The 16498-nt window shown below is 60.7% G+C and carries 18 protein-coding genes; 10 read left to right on the top strand and 8 right to left on the bottom strand.

Going from position 1 to position 16498, the window contains the following annotated elements; all coding sequences use genetic code 11:
- The first annotated feature begins 38 nt into the window (after positions 1-38).
- The 3 genes from NW830_RS01805 (at position 39) to NW830_RS01815 (ending at position 2252) form a co-directional block, all read left to right on the top strand.
- Positions 39-1067: a tetratricopeptide repeat protein gene (locus tag NW830_RS01805; protein WP_414359488.1), complete on the top strand. Its 1029-nt coding sequence runs from the start codon at positions 39-41 to the stop codon at positions 1065-1067.
- Between the two features lie 83 nt (positions 1068-1150).
- Positions 1151-1675: an acetolactate synthase small subunit gene (ilvN, locus tag NW830_RS01810; RefSeq protein WP_414360037.1), complete on the top strand. Its 525-nt coding sequence runs from the start codon at positions 1151-1153 to the stop codon at positions 1673-1675.
- Positions 1676-1706: 31 nt separating this feature from the next.
- Complete coding sequence (locus NW830_RS01815) at positions 1707-2252, top strand: hypothetical protein (RefSeq protein ID WP_414359486.1); 546 nt, start codon at positions 1707-1709, stop codon at positions 2250-2252.
- A gap of 6 nt (positions 2253-2258) precedes the next feature.
- Here NW830_RS01815 and NW830_RS01820 read toward each other — a convergent pair whose 3' ends face one another.
- A complete protein-coding gene (locus NW830_RS01820) occupies positions 2259-2867 on the bottom strand; it encodes a DUF3120 domain-containing protein (protein ID WP_414359484.1) in 609 nt (202 codons plus the stop codon).
- 267 nt (positions 2868-3134) lie between these two features.
- On the opposite strand from NW830_RS01820, the gene NW830_RS01825 reads away from it, so the two are divergent.
- Positions 3135-4178 (top strand): glucokinase, encoded by a 1044-nt coding sequence (locus NW830_RS01825; RefSeq protein ID WP_414359482.1) that lies wholly within the window; start codon positions 3135-3137, stop codon positions 4176-4178.
- A gap of 56 nt (positions 4179-4234) precedes the next feature.
- Here the strand turns inward: NW830_RS01825 and NW830_RS01830 are convergent, their stop codons facing one another.
- Positions 4235-4810 carry an NUDIX hydrolase gene (locus NW830_RS01830; RefSeq protein WP_414359481.1) on the bottom strand — a complete coding sequence of 192 codons (576 nt, stop codon included), beginning with the start codon at positions 4808-4810 and terminating at the stop codon, positions 4235-4237.
- 127 nt (positions 4811-4937) lie between these two features.
- Here NW830_RS01830 and trpE point away from each other — a divergent pair, with 127 nt between their 5' ends.
- Positions 4938-6455 carry an anthranilate synthase component I gene (gene trpE / locus NW830_RS01835; RefSeq protein WP_414359480.1) on the top strand — a complete coding sequence of 506 codons (1518 nt, stop codon included), beginning with the start codon at positions 4938-4940 and terminating at the stop codon, positions 6453-6455.
- A gap of 14 nt (positions 6456-6469) precedes the next feature.
- Here trpE and tilS read toward each other — a convergent pair whose 3' ends face one another.
- A complete protein-coding gene (gene tilS, locus NW830_RS01840; RefSeq protein WP_414359478.1) occupies positions 6470-7486 on the bottom strand; it encodes a tRNA lysidine(34) synthetase TilS in 1017 nt (338 codons plus the stop codon).
- A gap of 39 nt (positions 7487-7525) precedes the next feature.
- Entirely contained in the window at positions 7526-8707 is a 1182-nt protein-coding gene (locus tag NW830_RS01845; protein ID WP_414359476.1) for an HrcA family transcriptional regulator, read from the bottom strand.
- A gap of 462 nt (positions 8708-9169) precedes the next feature.
- Between NW830_RS01845 and NW830_RS01850 the strand changes: the two genes are divergently transcribed.
- Positions 9170-9406, top strand: a complete 237-nt coding sequence (locus tag NW830_RS01850; protein ID WP_414359475.1) for a hypothetical protein — start codon at positions 9170-9172, stop codon at positions 9404-9406.
- A 6-nt stretch (positions 9407-9412) separates the two neighbouring features.
- On the opposite strand, the gene NW830_RS01855 is transcribed toward NW830_RS01850, so the two are convergent.
- A complete protein-coding gene (locus tag NW830_RS01855; protein ID WP_414359474.1) occupies positions 9413-11806 on the bottom strand; it encodes an endonuclease MutS2 in 2394 nt (797 codons plus the stop codon).
- A 3-nt stretch (positions 11807-11809) separates the two neighbouring features.
- Positions 11810-11974, bottom strand: a complete 165-nt coding sequence (locus tag NW830_RS01860; RefSeq protein ID WP_414359472.1) for a hypothetical protein — start codon at positions 11972-11974, stop codon at positions 11810-11812.
- 179 nt (positions 11975-12153) lie between these two features.
- On the opposite strand from NW830_RS01860, the gene NW830_RS01865 reads away from it, so the two are divergent.
- From NW830_RS01865 to NW830_RS01880, 4 genes are all read left to right on the top strand, one after another.
- Complete coding sequence (locus NW830_RS01865; RefSeq protein ID WP_414359470.1) at positions 12154-12558, top strand: NIL domain-containing protein; 405 nt, start codon at positions 12154-12156, stop codon at positions 12556-12558.
- A gap of 109 nt (positions 12559-12667) precedes the next feature.
- On the top strand, positions 12668-12889 hold the full coding sequence (gene ndhL, locus NW830_RS01870) for an NAD(P)H-quinone oxidoreductase subunit L (protein ID WP_414359469.1): 222 nt from the start codon (positions 12668-12670) through the stop codon (positions 12887-12889).
- Positions 12890-12916: 27 nt separating this feature from the next.
- Positions 12917-13258 carry a DUF3007 family protein gene (locus tag NW830_RS01875; RefSeq protein ID WP_414359467.1) on the top strand — a complete coding sequence of 114 codons (342 nt, stop codon included), beginning with the start codon at positions 12917-12919 and terminating at the stop codon, positions 13256-13258.
- 171 nt (positions 13259-13429) lie between these two features.
- Positions 13430-14029 (top strand): response regulator, encoded by a 600-nt coding sequence (locus tag NW830_RS01880; protein WP_414359465.1) that lies wholly within the window; start codon positions 13430-13432, stop codon positions 14027-14029.
- A 215-nt stretch (positions 14030-14244) separates the two neighbouring features.
- Here the strand turns inward: NW830_RS01880 and NW830_RS01885 are convergent, their stop codons facing one another.
- Both NW830_RS01885 and NW830_RS01890 read right to left on the bottom strand, forming a co-directional pair.
- Positions 14245-15297: a sensor histidine kinase gene (locus tag NW830_RS01885; RefSeq protein WP_414359464.1), complete on the bottom strand. Its 1053-nt coding sequence runs from the start codon at positions 15295-15297 to the stop codon at positions 14245-14247.
- Between the two features lie 362 nt (positions 15298-15659).
- On the bottom strand, positions 15660-16430 hold the full coding sequence (locus NW830_RS01890; protein ID WP_414359462.1) for a DUF2993 domain-containing protein: 771 nt from the start codon (positions 16428-16430) through the stop codon (positions 15660-15662).
- Positions 16431-16498 lie beyond the last annotated feature (68 nt).

A 16498-nucleotide genomic window follows, 5' to 3' on the forward strand; every position in this document is an offset into this window, starting at 1 on the left:
TAGCAAGCTAGGGGAGGGCTGAGTTTGTTGAGAACGCCATGCCCAAAGCCTACGCCTCTGCCAGCCTACGCCTTGGCATCGCTGCCACCCTGCTGCTGGGGAGTCTGGCCAGCTGGCGCCAGGATCGCCTCTTGGCGGTGATGGGCCTGGCCAGTGCAGCGGCAATTTCTGCCTTCACCCGCCCAGCCATCTTGGCCTACAACCGCGGTCGCGAACGGTGGCTCAACCGGGATCTGCTAGGGGCCATCCAGCAGCTTAGCCTGGCGCTGCAGCAGGATCCCCGTCTAGCCAATGCCTACCTCCTGCGGGGTCAGGTTCACCTCGAGCTCGGCCAGCTTCCCCAGGCGCTGGCGGACTTCGACCAAGCGGCCCAGTTGCTCCCCCACCGCCCAGAGCCCTATTTCTACCGCAGCCTCATCTGCCAAGCGCAAGGGGATCTGCAAGGGGCAACCGCCGAGTTGACCAAGCTAGTACGGCTGCAGCCCCGTCCTTCCCACCATCTCCGCCTGGCTGAGCTGTACCTGCAGCAGGGATCTCTACCTTCAGCTCTGGCTCACTTGGATGAGGCAATTGCTCGCGATCCCACCTGGGCGCCCGCCTATGCCTGCCGCGCCAAGGTGTACGGCTACCTGGGGGAGTGGGAGGCAGCGGTAGCTGACTGGTCCCAGGCCATCCGCTGGGATCCCTCGCCAGCCCATTACTATTGGCGGGGCGTCGCTTACACCTGGGCTGATCGCTATTTTGAAGCGATTGCTGACTTCAGCCGCAGCCTAGAGGCAGAGCCCGGCCAGCCCTATGCCCTCTACCTCAGGGGCAATCTTCTCTACGAGCTGGGGGAGATCAAGGCTGCCCTCGACGATTACGAGCAGGCCTTTCGCCTAGAGGCCGGCGGCCATCCCCTTGCTCTTGCGGACGAGTACGGTCTCTACGGAAGGGGACTGGCTTACCGCAACCTGGGAGACCCCGAGACAGCCATTGCCAGTTGGCAAGCTGCCTTGCACCTTGGCTGCCAGCGCCACAACCCGGTCCTGCAAGAGCAGGTCCAGCGGGCTTTGCGGCAACTATGAGGATGAGGAGGGATCCTAGGCTGGCGGCTGCGAAATTGGCGTAAAATTCGTACCAGCTCATCGCCCCTCCTTCTGTGGCTGCCGTGAAACACACCCTCAGCGCTCTTGTGCAGGATCAGCCCGGGGTCTTAACCCGCATTGCCGGCATGTTCGCCCGCCGGGGCTTCAACATTGACAGCCTCACCGTCGGACCCACCGAGCGGCCTGGGATCTCTCGCATCACTATGGTGGTGCAGGGAGACGAGCACGATGTGGAGCAGCTAACCAAGCAGCTTTACAAGCTCATCGAGGTTCTAAAAGTAACGGATATTACCCACGTCCCCTGTGTAGAACGGGAGCTGATGCTGGTCAAGGTCAATGCCAGCATTGAGACCCGCTCTGCCATCCTGGACGTGGCGCAGATGTTCCGGGCCCGCATTGTGGATGTGGCGGAAGAGTCGTTAACGTTGGAAGTCACCGGCGATCCAGGCAAGATGGTGGCCATCATTAAGATGTTGACTAGCTTTGGCATTCGGGAGATTGCCCGCACCGGTCTAGTGGCTCTCACCCGCGAGTCAGGGGTCAATACTGAGTACTTGAAGCAGCATCCCAGCGCTGCTGTTGTCTAGCGGGCTTGGCCAAGACAGGGGGGAGTTGGAGATGCTAAAAGAAAGGGCCACGGTAAGTTGCAGGCGTTGCCGGCTGAGTCTTCTGGCCATTGTTTTGTTGGGGCTCCTAGCAGGCTGTGCTCCCAGACCACCCAAGTCGGTGGTGCAACAGGCCTTGGCCTACCAGCTGACTCACCTGGCGGGGCCGGTTGCCTCGTTGGTGGGCAGCGATCGCTTGGCAGACCATCTGGAAGTGCAAGATGTCCGCATCCAGCGGGATCGCCGTGAGCCTTTGCTCTTGACTTCAGGAGAAACCCTGGAGGGCCACCACCTCAGCGGCACCTACACCCTCCTTGTGAAGCCACCGGGATCCCGCCGACCCTACCGCCGCAAGGGGGATCCCTTCCAGCTCACCTTGGCCCGTCAAAAAGTCAAACAGGCAGAGTCCCAGGGCCCAACTGAGCAATGGCTGTTGGCCTATGCCTCTGCCGGTGGCAAGAGGTGGGAAGTCGTCAATTTCTTGCCCCAGCCAGCGCCACCGTCAGAGGTGTCCCCTGAGGAAGCAGAAACACCCTCTTCTGGAGCCTCAGCGTCGTAACCTCGCCTAGCGCAGCGTGGCTGCCCCCCAAACAAACAGCCCATCCACCACCAGGGTATTCAGCACTGCTCCGGCAAAGGCCCAGTGGTGCAGTCGCCGGGATCCCTGAATGACCCCCAGGCCAACCCCAAGGAGCAGAAGGCCCAAGCCAATGCCCCAAGCCATCCCCAAAGGGGTGGCCACTTTGTCGAGTGCAGCCCTAAAGGGGACGGCCGCTTGCTCCAGCCGCTCCAACTGCATCGCCTGCCGCCACTCCGGCCCTAGCCCTAGCAAGTGAATGTAAAGATCTGTCACTGCCGTGCCCCACAGGGAGCCGAGATAAAACCAGGTGCCGATGCGGGCAAAGCGTTGCCGTGCCCCCCACCAGACAATGGGGATCCCTAAAGCTTCCACCGGCATGTGCCAGAGGGGCTCCCAGCGCAGCCAGCCCCAGTAGAGGGAGCCTGCTAGCCAAGTCAGCGTGAAGCCATAGAGCAGATCCCCCCAGATGCGGGTGCGGGGCCGTGAGTAGAGCCGCAAGCTAAGGCCCAGCCAGCCTACAGCCATCGCCAAGCTCAGCCAAGGGGCAGAGCGCACCAGGGGCGCTTCCACAAAAACGGGTAGGCCCACCAGCATAGCCGCCGCTCCTCCAACGGCGTGGTGAGACCTAAGGGATCCAAAACGCTTCTCCGCAAGAAGGGGTAAAAAAGGTAGAGAAGGCAAAGCGCGATATTAAGAAACTTCACAGCAGTTAACATAGCACCTTTTCTGCGCTTTCCTCCGCCTAGTGGGTCCTAGCAGCCCTCGCAGCAGGGATCTTGGCGGGTCGAGGCGGCCTGAGGTTGGCATGGCCTCTCCAGAGGTGGCAGGGTGGAAAGGAAGCTGCTGGCTAGAAGAAATCCTATGGACTTGCTGTTGGCCGGAGATATTGGGGGTACCAAGAGCAGCCTCAGCCTCTTCGATGCCCAAGATCTCAATCACAGCCTCTACCACCGCCGCTACGCCAGCCAGAGCTATCCCCACCTCACCCCGCTGGTGCTGGAGTTTCTGGCCCAGGCGCGGCAGGAGCTGGGGCGAGATCCCCAACCGGTTGCTGCCTGCTTTGCTGTGGCTGGCCCAGTGATGGAGGAAAAGCAAGGGGATGGGGGCCCACAAACGGCCAAAATCACCAACCTGCCCTGGAGCCTGCACTCAAGCCAATTGGCCGTAGAGCTGGGGATCCCGCGCCTAGCTTTGATCAACGACTTCAGCGCCGTAGGCTATGGCGTGCTAGCGCTGAGGGAGGGGGAGCTGGAGACTTTGCAAGCGGGGGAACGGCAGCCGCGGGCGCCCATTGGAGTCATTGGAGCGGGCACAGGGCTGGGGCAGGCCTACCTCACCTGGGGAGAAGGTGGCTACCAGGTCCATGCCAGCGAGGGAGGACATGTGGACTTTGCCCCGCGCACCCCTCAGGAATGGGAGCTGCTGCAGTACTTGCAACAGCGATACGGGCGTGTCTCCACCGAGCGGGTGGTCTCCGGCCAGGGGATCGTAGCCATCTACCAGTTTTTGCGGGATAGTCGCTGGGCCCAGGGAGAGGAGCAAGTGTTAGCCCAAATTGCCGCCTGGGAAAAGGGGGCCGGTTGGATTGATCCAGCCGCTGAAATTGCCAATGCCGCCCTGGAGGGACGGGATCCCCTCGCTAGGGAGTGTTTGCGGCTGTTCATTGGCCTCTACGGAGCGGCTGTCGGCAATTTTGCCCTGCACCTGTTGCCCCGCGGCGGCCTCTTCCTTGCCGGTGGGATTGCCCCCAAGCTCTTGCCCCTGTTGAGGCAGGGGGAGTTTCTGGCAGCCTTTTTGGATAAGGGGCGAATGCGGCCACTGTTGGAGCAGCTGTCGGTGCAGGTGGTGGTCAACGAGCAGGTGGGTTTGAGGGGGGCTGCCCGCTATGCTGCTACTTTGCTGTAGGTGACCCCCTCTCCCGCGGGGGGAGGTTTAAGCAGGACAGGAACTGGCTGCCCTGCCTAGGGCCCATTCCCCCTGGCAAGGGTCCTCTTTTCTGCTGCCAAAAACAGTTGGGCCCGCCAAAAGCAGGCAATGGATTTGCTGTCCAAATCGAGGCCAAAACTGGCCCTTTCTGTAAGTTCATCAGGAGAAAACTCGACAACAGTAATGTCTTCGTCTTCATCCCTAGCGGGAGGAGAATCCAGCACTTCCAGATCCCGCGCTAGATAGGCATACATAATCTCGCTGGAATAGCCGGGGCAGAGATAAAATTGGCCGAGCGAATCCCAGCGGTGAGCCCGCAGGCCAGTTTCTTCTTCCAGCTCACGGCGAATGGTTTCGTCCGGCTGTTCCCCCGGCTCGACAGTACCGGCAGGAAATTCGTAAAGGTAGGAGGCGACAGCAAAGCGATACTGGCGAATGCAGACAAACTTGCCTTCGGCAGTCACTGGCACGGCCACCACGCCACCGGGGTGGATGAGGTACTCCCGCTCTCCCTCTGTCCCGTTGGGAAAGCGCAAACGCTGGCTAACAAAGGTGTACTTGTGGCCTTGAAAGCGCAGGCGCTCGCTGAGGATCTGCGATGGAACTTGCATAGCCAAGATTTCCTAAAGGTAGAGCCGCCCTTAGCCCGGTAGCCTCTGATCCTAGAGCAACTGGGCAGGTCAGAGGGATCCGCTCTGGGATAAAGTCTGGGAAAGCAGGGATCCCAACTTGCAGGCCATGGTTTACCCTCCCTTGAAAGAGTTTCTTGCCCTCACTGGCCAGGGCAACTTCATCCCGGTGTACCAGGAATGGGTAGCGGACTTGGAAACGCCCGTCTCTGCCTGGTACCGGGTCTGCGCTGGGCAGCCCTACAACTTTCTGTTGGAATCAGTGGAGGGGGGGGAACAGGTGGCCCGCTACAGCTTCCTCGGCTGCGCTCCCCAGTGGGTGCTAGAGGTGCGCGGGGACCAGGCCCTGCAAATCCACCGCGACGGTCGGCAGGAGCAGCACCAGGGGGATCCGTTTGCCATCTTGGCCCGCTGCCTGCAGCCCTATAAGCCAGTGCACCTGCCGGAGTTGCCCAGCAGCATTGGCGGGCTCTTTGGCTACTGGGGCTATGAGCTCATTCGCTGGATTGAGCCTAGGGTGCCTATCTATCCCTGGCAGCCGGGAGATCCTCCTGACGCTATCCTAATGCAGGTGGACAGCATCCTCATCTTCGACCAGGTGAAGCGCAAGATCTGGGTGGTGGCCTTTGCCGACACGCGCCAGCAGCCGGCGGAGCAGGCTTACGCCCAAGCTTGCCAGCGGGTGGAAACGTTGGTGCAACAGCTTAGCGCCCCCCTTTCCCTCTCCCACCTTAGCCTTAACTGGAAGCCCCACCTACCGGATCAGATTCCTCCCAGCACCCTCAGCCGCGACGCCTACTGCCAGGCAGTGGAGCGGGCCAAAGAGTACATCCGCGCCGGCGAGATCTTTCAGGTGGTCCTCTCGCAGCGCTTCACCACTCCTTTTGCCGGGGATCCCTTCCAGCTCTACCGCTCCCTACGGCTCATTAACCCTTCCCCCTACATGGCATTTTTGCAGTTTGGCGATCTCTGCCTTGTCGGCTCCAGCCCGGAGGTGATGGTCAAGCTTAGCCGCGTTGGGGAAGAGCGCATTGCCACCGTGCGTCCCATCGCTGGCACCCGTCCCCGCGGCGCCACCCCTGCCGAAGATCGCCAGTTGGAGCAGGAGCTGTTGGCAGATCCCAAGGAGCGGGCGGAGCACGTCATGCTGGTGGATTTGGCCCGCAACGACCTGGGGCGGGTCTGCCGCCTGGGATCCGTGCAGGTGGACGACCTAATGCAAATTGAGCGCTACAGCCACGTGATGCATATTGTCAGCAACGTGGTGGGGCAGTTGGATCCTCAGTACAGTGCCTGGGATCTGCTGCGGGCCACCTTCCCTGCCGGCACGGTGACCGGTGCCCCCAAGATTCGCGCCATGCAGATTATCCACGAACTGGAGAAGTGCCGCCGCGGCCCCTATGCCGGCGCCTACGGCTACTACGACTTTGCTGGCCAACTGAACACTGCCATCACCATCCGCACCCTGCTGGTTCACCGCGGCCGGGTGAGCGTGCAAGCTGGGGCAGGCATCGTGGCTGACTCCGAGCCAGAGCGGGAGTACCAAGAATGTTTGAACAAAGCGCGGGGCATGCTCATGGCTGTAGCCAGTTTGCAGGAAGGCCAGGGTGGCGCAGCTGCGCTCTAGCGCTGCCGCGGACCTCAGTGGGACGGAGTCCTTACTGGAGAACAGGGGCGAGCAACCCAAGCCAAGTACTCCCCTTTTACCTCCAGCCAGCCACCCCCAGGATAGTCGGGGCTGCGGCTACGGCGACCTGCTTTGAGGAGCCGGATCCCCGCTTCCACCTGCTCAAAGGTAGGGTGATGGGGGATCAGCAAAGACAAAAACTTAAACATGACCTGCCGCTGCAGGGCAAGGGGAGCAGCTCGCAAGGGATCCCGTCGCAACCCTGGTAGGGCTGGCTCATACACCTGCGGCCACAGTTGCGCAGCTTGCGCCACCACCAGTTCATGTTCCGCTTTTAGCAAGGTGGCGGCCCGATTCAGGGCTTTTTCTACCTGAGGGTTAAGGTGCTGCTTGAGATAGGGCATCACCTCCAGGCGGATCCGGTTGCGCCCGTGCGCCAAATCTTGATTGCTGCGATCCGGCCAGACCGGCAGTTGGTACTGCCGGCAAAACTCCTCTGTTTCCCAACGGAAAAGGCCCAGCAGCGGTCGCACCAACCAGGCAGAGGTCGGATCCCGCTCGTCTAAACGCCGCTGCCAATCCAGGCTGGCTAGCCCAGCCGCTCCCGTGCCCCGCAGCAGGTTCCACAAGAACGTCTCTGCGCGGTCACTGGCTGTGTGCCCTGTAACCACGGCCTGGCAATTCCAGGCGCGCGCCCATTTATCCAACTGTTGGTAGCGCCAAGCCCTGGCCCCCGCTTCATCCCAGCGGATGGGATCGGCAGTTTCGACGGCGTGGGGGAGGCCCTGCTGGTGGAGCCACTCTTGCAAAAAGTGGGCACAGGCTGTTTCCTCCTCCGACCAGCGGTGGTTGCAGTGCAAGACAAAAATCTGCCAGTTCCAGCGCGGCTGCAGATCGCGCAGGATCTGGAGCAGACAGAAAGAATCCTGCCCGCCGGAAAAGGCCACCAGCAGCCGCTGGCCGGGGCAAAGCAGTTGCCGCTCTCGGATGGCACACTGAACCCGCAGGTGGAGAGGAGAGAGTCTAGCCACGGTGGGGTACTGCTCCCAGGCAACCCGCTTCTAGACTTGCTAGGCTAGGGCCCGCGTGAGATGGGAGGCCACCGTCTGCACAGCTGCAATGCTGCGCTCGTAGGCCATCCGCGTTGGCCCCAGCAAGGTGACCGTCCCCAGGGGCGCCGAGCGACGGCGATAGACCGAGGCGATCACCGTGCAGTGGCGCAGGGATTCCAGCGGATTCTCGCTGCCAATGTAGATGATCACAGGGATGTTGTTGTGGGAGGGATCCCGCTTGGGATCGGCAGAGGAGGAAGGCTTCTTGGCCAGCGGGGCAGAAAGAGCAGCCCCGTCCTGGCAAGCTGGGGTGCTGGCAGCATAGAGCCCAATCATCCCCTGCAGTTGCTCAGAGCCCTCCTCAATCAACCGGGCCACTGCTTGCACCCGCTGCGGCTGGGAAAACTCTGGCTGCCGCATCAGCTCCGTCATGCCTGCACTAAACACAGGCCCCAAAGAGGGCCGTAGATAGCGCTGAACCACCAAATGCAGCAGTTGCTGCAGCCAATGGCTGTAAGCGCGAAACTCTTTGTCCAGCTCTAGCCAGCTCAGGTCTTGCAGCTCGGCAAAGGTCTTGCCCCGCAGCTTGAGGGTGAGAAAGTTGCTAAGTAGCTGCAGCTCGTCTTCCAGATCCTCGTAGCGGTTTTCAGGCCGTTCCGGTGGACTGACCAAGGCTGAATGGGCTTGATAGGAATCGGTAACCACCACCACCATCACCCGAGCTGGTCCTACCGACAGCAACTGCACGTGGTGAATGGCTACCACTGGCCCCTGAGGTGGGGTGATGAGAGCAATGCAACCGCTCACCTGGGCCAAAAGCTGCGCTACTCGCTGGAGGAAACTGTCGAGGTCGTCTCCCAGCTCACGACTGACCTGATCCAGCAACTGCTGCAGCGCCGGATGGGGCTCTGGCTGGGGAGCGTCGTTGGGGATCCCCTCCATGCAGCCGGAGGTCAACAAATCGTTGACATAAACCCGATAGCCAAAGTCAGAAGGGATCCGACCGGCAGAGGTGTGGGGCTGGAACAGCAACCCCGCCTGCTCAAGGGTGGCTAAGTCGTTACGAATGGTGGCTGTGCTTACCCCAAAGTTATACGACTGAGCCAAAGTCTTGGAACCGACAGGTTCAGCCGTCGCAATGTAGCTGCGCACTGTCGCCCAGAGAATCTTCCGCTGGCGGGGAGTCAGTTCGAGTTTCATGGCTACTCAAACTTAGTCAACCCGTATCTCAAAGCAGACTGCTAAGCAACCGGTAAGTTCGCTCGCAACAAACCCATTGAGGGCTGAGATGCCAATCTATGGGATACCAATCTAAACGAAACTTTAAGTCTACCTAATACTCCGTATTGATAATTAACCTGGTCCTCGTGGACTGCCTAGCAAAGGGAGCAGCAGACTCCCAAGAGGGAAAAGCTGGGGTCACCCTAGGTTTTTACCCAGGGCAGCTACCTCTATCCCCTTTGTAACCTTTTGTTCCAAGGTTACTCCAGCAGCACGGCCTTAGCAGCGGCTGACCTTGGGATGACTGCAAGGGGGAAGACACCGCGCCGCATTATGCCTCCCAAAGTGGGCGGCTTAGGGCAACGCCACTGAGGCTTGGATAGGTTCTTTTTCCAGCTCTGGCCAGGGAAATTGGGACCATCCACCTTTGGGAGTTGTCGGATGTCGGATCGCGAGAGCCTCTTGGGGATGGGGGTACAAGGCTTGGGACTTAACCTTTCCGGGCTGGCGCTGTTGGTTGCAGCAGGCACTGCCTTTGGGCCTCTCAGTTGGACAGTGGTGGTGGCGGTGATGCTGAAGCTCATTGGGGATAGTCAACTGCTGTGCGGCTACTGGCATTGGCAGAGCCGGCGGCAAGAGGGAGAAGGGGAGTTGCTGCAAGCAGAGGCAGAGACTTGAGGGATCCTATCGCAGCTGGGCCACCGTTACGCCGGTACCCCCATCCTGGGGATCCGCCGGGGCAAACCTCTGGACACGCGGGTGATTTTGGAGGTAGGCCTGGACGCCGGCCCGCAGGCGTCCCGTGCCGTGGCCGTGGATGATCCAAACCGGGCCAGGAGGGGCTTGGGCAAAGTGCTGTTCCAGAATCGCCTCGGCATCGGCTACAGTTTTCCCCCTTAGGTCAAGGGTGTTGCGGCTGGTGCGCAGGTTCAGGGGAGCAGTGGTGGGCGGAGGGGAGGGAGGAGCTTTGGGGCGCTGGCGCTGTTTGGCCTGATGTTCATCGATGGGATCCAACTGGCCCCGCGGCACCGTGAACTTGAGGATGCCGCTGCGCACCACATACACCTCCCCTTCGACGGCAATGACCTCTCCTGTCTGTCCCAGGCCCCGCAGCCGCACCCGATCCCCCACCTGCGGCACAAACTCGGTGTCCACAGGTAGAGGTGCCGGCAAGTAGCGTTCGCGGATTTGCTGGAGATGGGCGGTTACCTGGCGGGGATCGTCCCCCTGTTGCAGCTTGCGAATGGCGGCGGCTACCTCTTGGCGGGCAGCAGCCAGCAGAGTTTCCAGCCCCTGGCGCTGCTGGTATTCCAGTTGCGCTTCTCGCTCGGCCAGCCGCTGGCTGCGCTCTTGCATTTGGCGGTAGAGGGTCTCTAGCTCTTGGTGCAGGGATCCCACCTGAGCTAGCCGCTCTTCCAAGTGAGCCCGCTGCGCTTCCAACCCAGCAATTACTTTCTCCAGTTGGCTTTCTCCCTGCAGATACCGCTGGGCCCGCTGCAGGATCTCCGGATCCAATTGCAGCCGCCGGGCAATGGCAAAGGCGTTGGAGCGGCCCGGGATCCCCCACAAAAGGCGGTAGGTAGGGGCCAGCGTAATCTCGTCAAACTCCACCGAGGCATTTTCAAAGCCGGGGTGCTGGTACTTGAGAGCTTTTAGCTCGCCGTAGTGGGTGGTGGCCAGGGTAAGCAGGGCTTTCTCTGAGAGATACTCCAATAGCCCAGCTGCCAGGGCAGCGCCCTCCGTGGGATCTGTGCCCGCCCCCACCTCGTCCAGCAAAACAAGGGCCGGCTCTGGACGCGATTGCAGGGTTTGCACAATGCGGCTAATCCGCTGGATGTGGCCTGAAAAAGTAGAGAGGTTTTGCTCCAAGGATTGCTCGTCGCCAATATCGGCATAGACCCCCTCAAACCAGGGCAGTTGGGGTGGATCCTGAGCTGGCAGGAAGATCCCTGCCTTGGCCATCAGCACCAACAGGCCCAGGGTTTTCAAGGCCACGGTTTTGCCGCCGGTGTTGGGGCCAGTAATGACCACAGCGCGGATAGACTCGGAGAGGGTGAAGTCAATGGGCACCACCTCTGGGCCTTTGCCTTCCTGACGGACCTGCCACCAAAGCAAAGGGTGTCTAACCTGGCGCAGGCGCAATCCAGCGGCAACGAACTGGGGACGGTTGCCCTTCAACCACAGGCTATAGCGGGCGCGGGCCAGAGCTAGCTCCAGCCCAACCAGCACCGCTTGCAGATGCTCCAAGTCGGCGGCTACGGATCCCACCTGGGCCGAGAGCGCTGCTAAGATTCGCTCTTCCTCCGCCTGGATCTGGACCTCGGTTTCCCGCAGGCGGTTGCCCAGTTCCACCACAGCGTAGGGCTCCACATAGAGGGTGGCCCCACTGGCAGAGCTGTCGTGGACGATGCCCCGGATCACGTCGCGGTGGGTGGCCTTCACCATCAGCACAAAGCGCCCCTGCCGCTGGCCAATCAGGGTATCCTGCAGCGCCTGGGGGCATTGGCTCATCACCTCCCGCAGGCGTTCTTGGATCTGGCTGTGAAAAAGGCGGTGCTGACGGCGCAAATCGGCAAGGGCTGGGCTGGCGCTATCTCTCACCTCGCCGTGCTCATCCAGACAGCGGAAGATCTCCTGCTCCAGCTCAGGGTAAGTGCGCAGTGTGCTCACCCACTCCCGCAGGCGGGGTAGGTGATCCTGGTCATCGATGAGGCGACGCAGGCGGCGAGCAGCTCCCAGCGTTGTGGCAATCTGGACCAGCTCTTCCCCGCTCAGGATGCCCCCTCGCTCGACCCGTTCCAAGGCCGGCAGCAGGTTGTGGATCCCCTCTAGCGAAACCCCCCCTGGCTGGCTGCAATCCAGCCGCATGGCCTCCTCCGTTTGATCAAGCCAGACCTCACTCTCCTCGCGGCTGCGCCAGGGATCCAGCTCTAGACAGGCGCGGCGGCCTAGGGGCGTAGCAGCAAAAGTGGCCAGATGTTGACAGAGGCGGCGCCACTCCAGTAATTCCAGGGTTTCCTGGCGGAGGGAGGAATCAGGCTCAGAAGAAACCAGGAGAGAAGGGATAGCCGGGGGCATTACTCAGCGATTTGAGGAATACCGAAGACGCAGTTGCTCCATCTCGCGTAAAAACCGCCGCTGGTAGTTGAGAAAGGCGGTATGCCACTCACGGAAGCGCCGCTCGCCATCGCGCACCAACATCTGTCGGTAGTGCTCGGAGTTAAGGCGGGGCCGGGCCGAGTTCATGGGGTGGGGATCAAGAACGCTCTGCTTCCATTGTGGCAGGCGCCGGAGCCAAGGGGAGAAACTCCCGCCTTGCCAGTTCTTCTGCCCCTGCAGGCAGGGGCTTGAGCAGCCAGGGAGGACAGCCTTGCCATACTGGAAGGTGTGGCCTGGTCAATGCTCAACCAGCAACCTGAGACGCTGTGCGCAAACGAGTAACATTGATTTTCCCGCGGCACTTGGTGAATGTGCCTGTTACTTACCGCCTGGCCAAGGACTTCGACGTGGCCGCCAACATCGTGCGTGCTAGGGTGAGTCCCAACGAAGTGGGCACCCTCGTGGTGGAGCTCTCCGGAGATATTGACCAAGTAGAAGCAGGGCTAGAGTGGGTGCAGTCGTTGGGGATCGAGGTAGCCGAACAGGCCAAGGAAATTCAGATTGACCCGGCTTTGTGTGTGGACTGCGGCTTGTGTACAGGCGTTTGCCCCACCGAGGCGCTGAAGATTGCCGCTCCTGACTGGAAACTGGAGTTTCTGCGTAATCGCTGTGTTATGTGCGAACAATGCGTCTCTACCTGCCCTGTCGGGGCCATCAGCACGAGTTTATAGCAATAAGGCGAAGAGCCGGCTAAGCCGACAAGTTTATTCGCTATTACAATGCTGCAATGTAACCCCGATGCGGGCTGGATTGGCACAGGCTAATTTGAGGCAACTGGAGATGCTTTCGACCCCAACGCTCATTGGCTTGACCTATGCTGCCCTAGCAGTTCTCTACCTGCTGGTGCTGCCGTTCTTGTTTTTGGTGTACGTGGACAAGCGCTGGAACTACAGCGGTGCCTGGGAAAAGGTGTTGATGTTTTTCCTAGTTTTGTTTTTCTTCCCCGGTATGGTGCTCGTGGCTCCCTTCATGACGTTTCGACCCAAGCCGCGTTCGATCTAGAGCCCGCCCTTCTGCAACCTACCAGCTATGCGCAGACGGGATGTTCTCGGCATTGGCCTAGCCCTGCTCTTGGGGGGAGGACTTTTCTACGGGCTGTTGCTTTGGGCCGGCTTGGATACGGGCGCGGCGCAGCAGGTGTCAAGCGTGGTGTTTCTGCTGGGGTGCCTGGGCTGGACTGTGGGCTACCTGAAGCGGGTGTTGAGCAGGGAAATGACCCTGAAGGCCCAGTGGGCCGCTTTTGAGAGGCAGCAAATCCAAGAGAAACTTCACTCCCTCTCCCCCGAGGAGTGGCAGGCCTTGCAGGCCGAGCTGGGATCCGAAACCGAAGAGAAAGCTGAGGTTGGTTTGCCCGAGCAAGGCAAGCGCTGAAGCTGCCGGACAAACTGTACCCAAAAATCTGCCGCAAACTGGTGGAGTTTCAGCTACCCGAGCGGCGGGGTCGGTCCAACCCTACCTGTATGGCTAGTTACTGTTTTTCTTGATTGGAAATGCTAGCTTGCGCCCTAGGCAAAGTTGTGAACTGAGGCGAGCCGTTAAGTCGTGCAGGTTTCCCCTTCCCCTTTTGCTCACCTAGCTCTGCTCACCGTGACCAAGACCGTTTTGGTGGCTCAGGGTCAGCCTTGGCAGGCCCAGCTCTGGAAGTCGGTGCTGGAGTCTCAGCGCCATGCCGTGGTGCTGGTTTCTCCTCAGGCAGATCTGGTGGAGGTGGCGGCAACTCATCCTCCGGATCTGATGGTGGTGGATATGACGACGGGGCTGTTTAACCCCTATGCCTTTTGTCGAGAGTGTCGGAGCCGGCTTCCGGATATCCCTGTGATTCTCACTCATCACCCCCGTCGCCGCATTGAGCCGGCAGAGCGGCGCTGGGCCATCTCCCAGGGGGCAGCCGAGGTGATCCCTGGTTTGGCCGAAGCCGACGACATTCTTCACTCCCTCGAGCAAGTTTACAAGGCAGCCAGGTGGCCTTTTCCCATTGACACGGCAGCTCTTCACGCGGTTCTCGAGCAGGCGGGTTTGCGGCCTGAAAAAGACAGCTCCCTTCCTTCCCCGCCCGTTGCACCAGAAGAACGCCAAGGGCAAACGGCTGCGCCCCCACCGGCAAAGTACCGGTTGATGTATCGGGGCCGTCCCGTCGAGTGAGTGGCAAGTGGTTGGCAGGCCCTTATCTGGCGTCTTGCCAGAGAAGACAGGCGCGCGAGTCGGCGTCCCTGCAGTCTGCCTTAGGCGCGCTGTTGGGAAGCGAGTGAGACAGTACCGCCCCGACCGGGCAGATGCCCGAGGCAACGAGCACGGCTGCGCCGGCTGGAGGGTGAACCAGGAACAAGACTCCTCGCCCTTCAGGGCAGGGTTGGGCATCAGGGCAGTACCAGGGCCAGGGTAGAGCCTTGGGATCCCGTCTCCACCAGACGCAATTCTCCTCCATGCGCCTCCAGGATGCCCTTGGCAATGTAGAGTCCTAGGCCTCCCAATCCGCTCGGGTAGTGCTGGCCGGCGATGGAAAGGGGCTGGGCGATGTAGGGCTGGGCCAAATCTTCTAGGGGAGCCGGCAGGCCGGGTCCATCATCCCGTACCTGGATTTGGCGAGGGCCAACAGTCAGCACCACCGCATGGCGGGCATAGCGCAAGGCATTGTCTACGAGATTCACCAGCGCCCGCTCCAGCTCGGCCTCATCGGCGTTGCCCCACCCTTCTCCCTCCACCCGCAGGTCAATCCTTCGCTCTCGAGCCAGGGATCCCATGCGTTCGGCCACCCGTCGGGCTAGGGATCCCAGGTCACAGGGCCGGGGATGCAGGGCAATCTCCCCCCGCTCTAGGCGGTAGGCCTCCACCATCTTTTGCACCAGCGCCAGGTTGCGTTGGTTCTCCTCCAGCATGCGATCCAGCAGGGCAAGCTGCTCCTGGCGACTCAAGGGCAGCTCCTGCTTGAGGGCACTCAGCAGATGCCCGAAGGCAATGAGGGGAGTTTTCAAGTCATGCACCAGCGTAGCTGTGAAAGCCTCCCGCCGTCTTTGATCGCTTTGGATCTGGCGCAGCAGATGGGCAAGAGCCTGCCGTAGGATCAGAACCTCTTGGGGATCCCCTGGGCGGAGCAGCAAAGTCCAGCGGCCTGGCTGGTTAATCAAGGTTTCCAGGTGGGCCAGCTCGCGGGCTAGCAAGGTCAGGGGCTGCAAGAGCAGGGAAGACAAAGCATAGCCCGCCAGCGCTGAGAGCACCGCCAGCAAAGGGATCCACAGCAGCAGCAGGACAGATCCCTCGGGACTGAGCTCTGTGCCGGGCAGGATCCAAGGCACTGACAGGATAAAGACCAGGTTAGGGACAAAGGAAAGGCTGGCAATCACCAGCGCCACCTGAGTGCGCAGGCTGTGGGGAAAGCAGCGACGCCAGAACTCAAGGAGGCGGTATCTCAATGGAGAACGGGAGAGAGGCCTGACTTGAATTAGGCCAGAGAGCGGCAGACGGGTCAAGAGGGCTGGCGAAAGACCGAGGCATTTTCACAGCAAGGGAAAACTCTCCCGCCTCTTCCCAGCAAAAAGTTGCCCCAAGAGCTGGTTGGGTAAGCAGGCTTTTTGGCCAATCGGGGCCCAAGGAGGGTTGAGGTGCTGAGAAAAATTGTCCGGCCTTGCTGAAGGTAGAGGCCCGGCGTTGAACTCCGACCAGCCGTCAACAGGTTGTGAAAAAACCTCTGGGCGTCTTTCCCTGTTTCGACCCCAGAGGCTTCTTCTCTTCACTCCTCACCGCTTTTGAGCGTACTCCCCCCCCTGAAGGGTTGTCAAGCATTTTCCGAGTGGGATCGGCGGGTGGGAAAGCGCGCCAGAATGGCGCTGCCATAGAGGATCATCTGGTGAGGCTGGAGGCACACCCGATCTACCTGCAGCTTGCTCCCTCCCAAGGCCAGTCGATCCAAATCGAGGAGTGTATTCAGGTGGTCGACCAAAGCGCGGCTAAGGGCGCGTCCCTCTTCTGTCTCGCCCTCAAACAAAGGATCGGCCAAGCAGAGGCAGCGGCGCTCTATTACCTCGAGGCGGGCGGAGAAGCCCACCTGAAAAACCCTGCCTTCTCCCTGCTGCGCCTTGGCCCGCAATTGCAACCGCTGCTCTGGGGTGAGGCGCACTTCCACCTGGCAAAATGACAGGGGCTGGTTCTTTCCCTCCACCTGAGCTAGCTTGTTCAGTACAAGAGGGGTGTTGAAGGATTGCGCCAGATCCACTTCGCTCAGCACTACCCGCATCCTGGCCTGTACCGGCTGGCGCAGCTTAATCTGCCCTTGCCAGATTTGGCTAAAATCAATGGCCACGGCACTGCAAAACAGCTCTAGGAGCGAGAGTTGCAGGCCGTTGTACATCTGCAGGTTCTGGCCCACCAGCTCAAAGCTGTCGATCCGCCCCTGCAGCAATTTAGTAATCGGTTCTGCCCGCACCCGCGCCTCCACCCGCCCAGCTTGCTTGAAGAGGGCACGAATGGCAGCACTTACTCCCCGGCTGACCCAGTCAGTAAGCATGGAATGGGGCAGGGAGAGTTCTGGCAGAAGTCCTGTGGCCATAGGGCAAGGTGAAGAGCGCCTACAGGGATCATAACCAATCCATTAAGAAAAGTTACAGCTGCAGCTCC

Source organism: Synechococcus sp. OH30 (genome assembly GCF_047462175.1).
Lineage (GTDB): Bacteria > Cyanobacteriota > Cyanobacteriia > Thermostichales > Thermostichaceae > Thermostichus.